We start from the raw sequence: 7,791 nt of genomic DNA, 5'->3' as shown, positions 1-7,791 counted from the left end.
GGTTAGCAGGTCAACCGAATCAAACAAACGTGTGATCATTACTGGCTCAAAATGATTGATCTCCAGTTGTCCATGAGATACCGCCTGCGACACGACGCTATCATTGCCAACAATTGAAAACCATATCTGTTGAACTAACATAGGGATAACGGGATTCACTTTACCGGGCATGATTGAGGACCCCGCTTGCTGTTCAGGTAAAGCTATTTCACCTAAACCTCCAGCATCATCAGAACCCAGCAGGGTCAGGTCAGTGGCTATTTTTCCGAGCATCTCCGCAGCAATTCTGATCTCAGCCGACAGTCGAGCGATATCGTCGGCATTTTGCATAACATCAAAGTGCTCATCGGCAGCCCTGAGTGTCAATCCCGAAATATCATTGAGGTTTTCAACAACACGGCTCCGGTAAGACTCTGCGGCCCCGAACCCGGTGCCAATGGCTGTCCCTCCAAGCGCCACCACATTGAGTGCAGTCATCGCTGTTTCAATATGAGAAGCACACCGTTTAACCACTGATGCATAGCCACTAAATGCCTGCCCCAGTGTCATTGGCTGAGCAGACTGCAAACAGGTTCTCCCCACCCGCAAAACTTGTGAAAACTCATCACGTTTTTGACACAGACTCTCGGCCAATTCATTTAAGGCGATGAGTAATTTGGGCACCCTCAATAACAAGGCGATATGCATGGCCGTTGGGATAACATCATTAGTTGATTGACTGCAGTTCACATCATCGTTGGGATGCAGTTGGTGATAATCACCGGGCTGATAGTCAAGAAGTTGTAGCGCACGATTGGCAATGACTTCATTGATGTTCATATTTGTTGATGTTCCGCCGGAGCCCTCCAGTACATCGGCGATGAGCCATTGACGATGTGCGCCGTTTGCAATTTCCTGACAGGCCGCCACAATGGCATCTCTTTTATCAGTGGACAGCACACCCAACTGGTGATTAGTGATTGCCGCTGCTTGCTTGACCATCACCAGAGCAGTGACATAGTCATGCTGGTCACCCAGTTTGACGTTGGATACCGCAAAGTTATCTCTGGCCCGAACGGTGTTGATGCCATACAGCGCACGACGATCAATGAAGACTGAACCCAAGCAATCTGTTTCTTGGCGCATACCTTCTTTTTTTGTTGTCTTATCCATATCATGACCTCTCATGGCTTTTACTACGCTGCTCCAACCGTCTGAACAGTAACGAGAGCCCGAAACAAATCACAAAATAGAACGCTGCCGTTGTCAGCCAGGATTCAAAGATAGCGCGAGTGGTGGCCACCAGCTCTGTTGTCTTATATGCCAGTTCCTGTACCGCGATAAGCGACACAAAAGCACTGTTTTTCACTAAAATGATCTGTTGATTAGCTAATGGGGGAAGTATTTTCCTGAATGCTTGGGGCAGAACGATATACCTCATTGACTGAAAGCGCGTCATGCCTATCGAGGATGCAGCTTCGTGTTGGCCTTTGGGTACCGTTTGAATACCCGTGCGGATTATTTCGCCAACGAACGCACTCTCAAAAAGTGAGAGCACCAACACACCTGAGACCAGGGAAGGGAAGCGGCGCATGTCTCCAAAGAAAAATGACCATATTCCACTGTTTTCTCCTCTGGCGATTTGGCGCGCCCAACTTTCAATATCCAGCGCCTGAACGATTTGCTCTGACAGAAAAAAATAGAACACAAAAATAATAACGACTTGAGGTACATTTCTCAGCAGTTCAAGGTACGTTCTCGCCAGCATCAACACCACACGATTTTTTGCGGTTCTCGCCAGTCCAAGTCCAATCCCCAAGATCAACGCGATGATACTAGAGTAAAGGGTGAGCCTGAACGTAGTGATCAATCCCTGAAGCAGAAGATTAGGAACCCATGAGCCAGTGTCTTCATCATAACGAATGACCCAGCTCGGGATAATTTCCCAATTCCACTTATAGTTCAGGGTTTGGTCTACCTGAACCCAGACATAGTAAAAAAACATTCCCAGTAAAAATAAAAGGACGTAATTTCCCCAGTGGAATTGCTTAAATGCATGCCTTATTGACCCATAAAATTGATATGAGGGACGGGCAGCGTCTGCTGCCCTGCGTGTTTTTGACAACTGACTCATTTCACTTGATCTTCCCAATCTGTAGTCGTGAACCAGTGGTCGTGACGCGCTTTCAGGAAGCCGTTTCTATGATTAATGGCAATCCAGTTATTAAAAAAGTTGAGGGCATCTGGGTCGCCTTTTCTCAGAGCGAATGCCTCGGCGGCTTTAGAGAAAATTTGGTCTGTCGGTATTGTCAGTGTTTCTGGATTTTTAGCGACTTCCGTCGAAGGGAACGGCTCAGATCCCATGGTCGCATGCGCTTTACCGTTGAGAACCTCTTGCAGGGTGGCGGCTTCTTCATCAAATTGCAGTAATCGAGCTTTTGGGAACATTTGTTGAATCGTATTTGCGGTCGTTGCGCCTCGACGCGCAGAAAAAGTGACGCTGTCACTATTAAAATCTTCCAGAGTGAAGCCCTTAGTCATGGCTTTATTGGCAATGATTTTCAGGCCGGAAAACGCATAGGGGTCAGAGAAGTTGACAGTAAGGTTCCGCTCAGGAGTGATAGACATACCGGAGATGATCACGTCGAATTTACCGGAGACAAGAGCAGGAATAATGCCATCCCATGAAACAGGAACAAACTCAACTTCGACTTTCATATCGTCAGCAAGCTTTTGTGCGACATCAACTTCAAAACCAATCAGCTCGCCTTTCTTATCTCTCATTGACCACGGAACAAAAAGAGAGATACCCACTTTCATGTAACCTCGCTTTTTGATCGTTTCAATCACACTTGAACGAGCAACATCCTGCTGTGTTCCGGCTACAGAGATAAATGATGTTGTAACTAACAGCAGTGTGAGGCTAAAAGCGGTGAACCATTTGACGATCCTATTCATAGTTTTTTCCTCTCATTGATAAACCAGTAAATTTAACGTCGAAACACAAAGCGCTTCTCAACAACATGGAAAACAGCAGAGAAGCTCAGTGTGATCACCAGATAGATGGCGGCGATAGTGAACCAGACCTCAAAACTCATGTAGGTATCCGATATCACATTCCGACCGATAGTGGTGAGTTCGACAACCGCGATCACACTGACCACGGCAGAGTTTTTTATTAGATGTATCAGTTCCCCGGTCAGTGGCGGAATAACGTAAGAGACCGTTTGGGGTAAAATAATGTAGCGGTAAGTTTGTAAGGGGGACATGCCAATAGACTTTGCGCCTTCCCATTGCCCAGAAGGGATAGCCTGAATGGATGAACGAAGAATTTCAGAGATCAATACCCCGTGAAACGCAGCAAGGCAGGCAATTCCGGCGACATCGCGCTCCATAGAAAAAACCGGACCAAACACGTAGTAAAAGAGGTACAGTAAAACAAGAATTGGAGTATTCCTGACCAGCTCAAGAATCGTGATAGAAAGGGCCCGGCCGACAACCAGATGAGATAATCGTAATGCCACCAATATCCCTGCAACTACACAAGCGATAAAAAAAGCCACAAAGGAAATTTTTAAGGTGTAGAGCACGCCAATAGTGAACTGTCCAAGCTCAAGGCTGCCGTCTTTAATAGAAAAAAAGTAAGGTGGAATTCGATACCATTGCCAGTTGTAACCCATTGCAGAGGCACCATCCAGAATCAGATATGCCAGACCAAACATGATGGTCAGATAGATTGACCACGATACGAATATGCCAGCCGGTTTCTCTCTCATCATTGCAAAGCCCTCTCTGTCAGTGCTGTATGATCTGACTCAAAAATTGCTGACAACGTTGATCTCTAGGTTGGGAGAAAAAGCTCTCAGCATCGGCATGTTCTATGATTTTGCCCTGATCCATAAACACCATGGTATCGGCTACCGCGCGGGCAAAACCCATTTCATGGGTCACACAGATCATCGTCATACCGCTATTGGCCAGTTCCACCATGACATCCAACACTTCCGAGATCATTTCTGGGTCCAGTGCTGAGGTGGGCTCATCAAACAACATAATTTCTGGCTCCATACACAGAGAGCGTGCAATAGCTACCCGTTGTTGCTGTCCACCAGACAGTTGACTTGGGTAACGGTTTGCTTTTTCAGGTATATGAACTCTTTCAAGGTATTCGTGGGCCAGGCGAATAGCGTCAGGTTCAGACAGACCTTTCACTTTGATCGGGCCGATGGTCAGGTTTTCCAGCACGGTTAAATGAGGAAAGAGATTAAATTGCTGGAAAACCATACCGACATTTTTTCGAATACTGGTAATGTGTTTGGTGTCATTTTCCAAACGGGTGTCATTGACGAAAATCGTACCCTGACTGTGTTCCTCAAGCCGGTTTATACAGCGGATCAACGTCGATTTACCTGACCCTGAGGGGCCACATATCACGACACGTTCTCCGCGATGGACAGAGAGGTTGATATCACTCAGCGCATGAAAAGCGCCGTAATGCTTATGCATAGATTGGATATCGACCAGCACATCATTGCTTCCATTCATGATTCGCCTCTTTGTGTTCCGTTGGGGTTCAGTCACTCACGGTCATATGCATTATGGGTTATTTATAGTAGCTGTGGTCAACCGTATACTTGCCAGCTCATTGTTCTGTCGTCGAACTAAGACAGTTGAGTAATGTTCGGTGCGTGAAAACACCACCATGTAGTTACCAATAAGGTGAGAATCAGCATGGATGACCCAAGGAGGAGTATAGACGCCATAGCCTAGCGGAATAGTAAAGGCAGAGAGCTCAATGACATCATCAGCCCGTTTTTTACCAAGAATTAGCGCGCCTTTGGTTTTATTATCTAGCGGCATATGGAAATGTGGACGATTGTGGACCTCCAGGTAGGCGCCTGCACCAAGGTTGGGGTGCATCAGATATCCATCAACATAACTACGTCCCACGGAGGTGATGGTTACTGGCAATGCACTGTCTCCTCCAAACCTGACAAATTCACCTACTCGAACCAGCTGACAACCATAGTAAGAAAGTGCGCCACGGGTTGCTTTCGATACAGGGATCTCCACATTATCTGTATCCTCAGAAAGGTAAAATCGGCCATAGTCTCCCAAAATATTTGCCGCTTGCTCACCTTCATTGGCGGTGATGAGCTGCTTCCACTCGCCAACAACTTTGCATCGTAATGGACTGGACGGCTCAACGTTTTTTATTTCAGGCGTATTTTCTGTCAGTTCAAACATACCGAGACCCAGCTGATAGTTTCGGTCGGGTTCAACAAAGCCAGTAATATTCTTTACCCTCATATAAGCATCGTCAGTCTGTCCCTTGCGGTTAACCAACAGAATAGGGATCTCATTCAATAGTGATTCAGGCAGTTCTCGCAATGATGCCAGCGCATCCTGAGTTAGATCATTCATTTCTTCTCCACAGAAAAAAATAACAAAGTATTAACAAACCCTAGCACCGAGGATAAAAACTGATCTATCCTCAATCACTCATGGACCCATTAGTTTTTACTTATTTCTTATGAAAATGCTGCCATCGCTACATACCCTGGACATCTTTGAAGCCGTTACCGAGCTTGGAAGTTTTTCCAAAGCCGCTCAGTCACTTAATATTAGTCAGGGAGCCGTGAGCCAGCACATCAAAACCTTGGAGGATCGGGTAGGTTTTAAAGTCTTTTTTCGCGAGGGAAGAGGGGTATCACTGACACCATCAGGCCAAAGTCTACTTGTTTCAGTGCAGCTGAACTTAGGACAGATACAAAAAACGATTGAAGTAGAGAGGCGGAAACAACATAAGAATGAACTTATAGTTTCTATTTATCCGGGTTTTGGCGTTCGCTGGCTTTTCCCCCGTCTGGATGCATTTCGTCGATTACATTCTGATATTAACATCACCTTCAACATCATTAATCCAAGGGAAAATATCGAGGCACACTACTCACATTGCCAGTTTGAATACAGCGTGGCGAGCCAACATTCACTGTTTATTGAGTCGATTTTTCCTGTCTGTTCTCCAGACTTTGCCAGGCGACATGGCCTCAAGCCCGGAGCGAAAACCAAAGAGCAGATTAAAGAAATGCTTAAACTGCCAATTGTATTCGACCGGGGGCCATCTCATCTGGATGCAAACTGGCAGCTTTGGTCAGAAAAAGTCAATGTCTCACCGCCAGTGGATTACAAACATTTTGATTCGCACGCCAATCTCACTTTACAACTTGCAGAACAAGGGCAGGGCATCGCAATGGGGCGTACATGTCTGGTGATTGATGCGTTGAGAGAAGGAAAACTGATATCGCTATATCCGCCCGTGGTGAGTAATCCGCACACATATAAACTGGTTCGAGTCATCGCAGACAGTGAGAATTTGGCTTATGTTGCCTTCCATCAATGGTTGCAGAGTATTAGTCACGAAATAAGCGACTTTGAGGCAAATCTTGCCAAAATGGGGCGTGGATAAAGTAAAAAGCCGCCTGAGATCAGACGGCTGTAGATACACACTTGCTGTTAGAGCTTATCGAGAGTGGCCCATATTGCGGCTAGCGTATCATGACCAAAAGCAACACTGCGGTCAGGTGACCAACCATATAACGAGTCTGCACGACTTATATGATCTTTGAACGGCATTTCAACCGTGTAAGACAGGCATTTGAACTGTTCAGCAACCCAATTTGAACCAACGGTCAAATTCGCTTTACCCGGTTCATCTTTTGTATAACCAAATTCGTCTTGAAACTCAGGGGTAATGGTTAGAAGAGCCTGTTTAAAAAAGGCTTCCTTTGTCGCTAATTCATTATCGTAAGAGGGAATACCTTCACTGCCTGCAACGAAGTTATACGGTATGGCCTCATCACCATGAATGTCGAGAAACATATCTACGCCTGTTTCCAGCATGCGTTCACGGACAAAAAAGACTTCAGGACTTCGTTCCACAGAGGGCGTCTGCCACTCTCGGTTAAGGTTTACCCCAATAGCATTAGTGCGGAGGTGACCACGAATACTTCCATCGGGATTCATATTCGGTACAACATGTATCACGGCGTGATCTAATAATGCACGGCCGACGGTGTCCGTTTCATCGAGCAGTCGTTGAAGCAAACCTTCAATAAACCATTCAGCCATTGTTTCGCCGGGATGCTGACGGCCAATCACCCAAATATTTTTCTTATCTTCTGAGGGCTCGCCGATAGTCAGCAAGCTAATATCATTATTGTCGAGTGTTGTCCCAAGTGTTTCAAGTCTGCAAGCTGGATGTGTCTGAGCACTATGAAGCAGATCCTGGTGTCTGTCATAGGAGTAGGGCGCAAAGTATGCAAAATACATTGAGCTACACTCAGGTATCGCTGTAAATGTCAGCGTGTCACCATCGAATTCAGAGGGAATACGGAACCATTCTTCCCGGTCGTATGACGCGACAACATCATAGCCTCTCCAACCTTCAGGATACGCAGAATTAGCAAGGTTTAGGATACTGAAAGAATGGGGCTGTTGTTTGACACTTTCCAGACGGAAATGAAACCATTGAGCAATATCAGTCTGGTTGTCTGCGGGAATGGTAAGACGTATATCATCTGGCGACTCTGCCTTTACAATATTAATATTACCACTTTCTAAATTAGACAGTATTTTCATATCAATAAGATATATTCACAATAAACAGGTGGCTAGACTAACATAATGACAGTCTGCCGCAATGCCAGATTTAGGATATATTCGTTTTTATATACTAAAGTTGAAAAATGATATTGAACGAGAAAAAATAATAGAATGGTCAGGTTTAGCGGTTTAATGCTAAGATTATTT

8 protein-coding genes are annotated in these 7,791 nt (G+C 45.6%); 1 reads left to right on the top strand and 7 read right to left on the bottom strand.

Translation table 11 applies throughout. From position 1 onward, the window contains the following. The 6 genes from A8L45_RS22825 to A8L45_RS22800 form a co-directional block, all read right to left on the bottom strand. Positions 1–1,152, bottom strand: a 1,152-nt coding sequence (locus A8L45_RS22825) for a lyase family protein (RefSeq protein WP_068905651.1), incomplete at its 3' end; no start/stop codon positions are given. 1 nt (position 1,153) lies between these two features. Beyond that, complete coding sequence (locus tag A8L45_RS22820) at positions 1,154–2,113, bottom strand: amino acid ABC transporter permease (RefSeq protein WP_217492211.1); 960 nt, start codon at positions 2,111–2,113, stop codon at positions 1,154–1,156. Beyond that, on the bottom strand, positions 2,110–2,937 hold the full coding sequence (locus tag A8L45_RS22815) for a transporter substrate-binding domain-containing protein (protein ID WP_068905650.1): 828 nt from the start codon (positions 2,935–2,937) through the stop codon (positions 2,110–2,112). The genes A8L45_RS22820 and A8L45_RS22815 overlap by 4 nt, the downstream gene beginning before the upstream one ends. A 32-nt stretch (positions 2,938–2,969) precedes the next feature. Beyond that, positions 2,970–3,758, bottom strand: coding sequence for an amino acid ABC transporter permease (locus A8L45_RS22810; protein WP_068905649.1), 789 nt, complete (start codon positions 3,756–3,758; stop codon positions 2,970–2,972). Positions 3,759–3,774: 16 nt separating this feature from the next. Beyond that, entirely contained in the window at positions 3,775–4,524 is a 750-nt protein-coding gene (locus tag A8L45_RS22805) for an amino acid ABC transporter ATP-binding protein (RefSeq protein ID WP_068905648.1), read from the bottom strand. A gap of 51 nt (positions 4,525–4,575) precedes the next feature. Next, positions 4,576–5,403: a hypothetical protein gene (locus A8L45_RS22800; protein ID WP_068905647.1), complete on the bottom strand. Its 828-nt coding sequence runs from the start codon at positions 5,401–5,403 to the stop codon at positions 4,576–4,578. Positions 5,404–5,512: 109 nt separating this feature from the next. Between A8L45_RS22800 and A8L45_RS22795 the strand changes: the two genes are divergently transcribed. Continuing rightward, positions 5,513–6,448 carry a LysR family transcriptional regulator gene (locus tag A8L45_RS22795; protein WP_068905646.1) on the top strand — a complete coding sequence of 312 codons (936 nt, stop codon included), beginning with the start codon at positions 5,513–5,515 and terminating at the stop codon, positions 6,446–6,448. 47 nt (positions 6,449–6,495) lie between these two features. Here A8L45_RS22795 and A8L45_RS22790 read toward each other — a convergent pair whose 3' ends face one another. Then, positions 6,496–7,620, bottom strand: a complete 1,125-nt coding sequence (locus tag A8L45_RS22790; protein ID WP_068905645.1) for a M14 family metallopeptidase — start codon at positions 7,618–7,620, stop codon at positions 6,496–6,498. Between the last annotated feature and the right edge of the window lie 171 nt (positions 7,621–7,791).

This window comes from Veronia pacifica (genome assembly GCF_001707825.1).
In the GTDB taxonomy this organism is placed as follows: domain Bacteria; phylum Pseudomonadota; class Gammaproteobacteria; order Enterobacterales; family Vibrionaceae; genus Veronia; species Veronia pacifica.
This window is presented reverse-complemented; position numbering and strand designations above follow the sequence as displayed.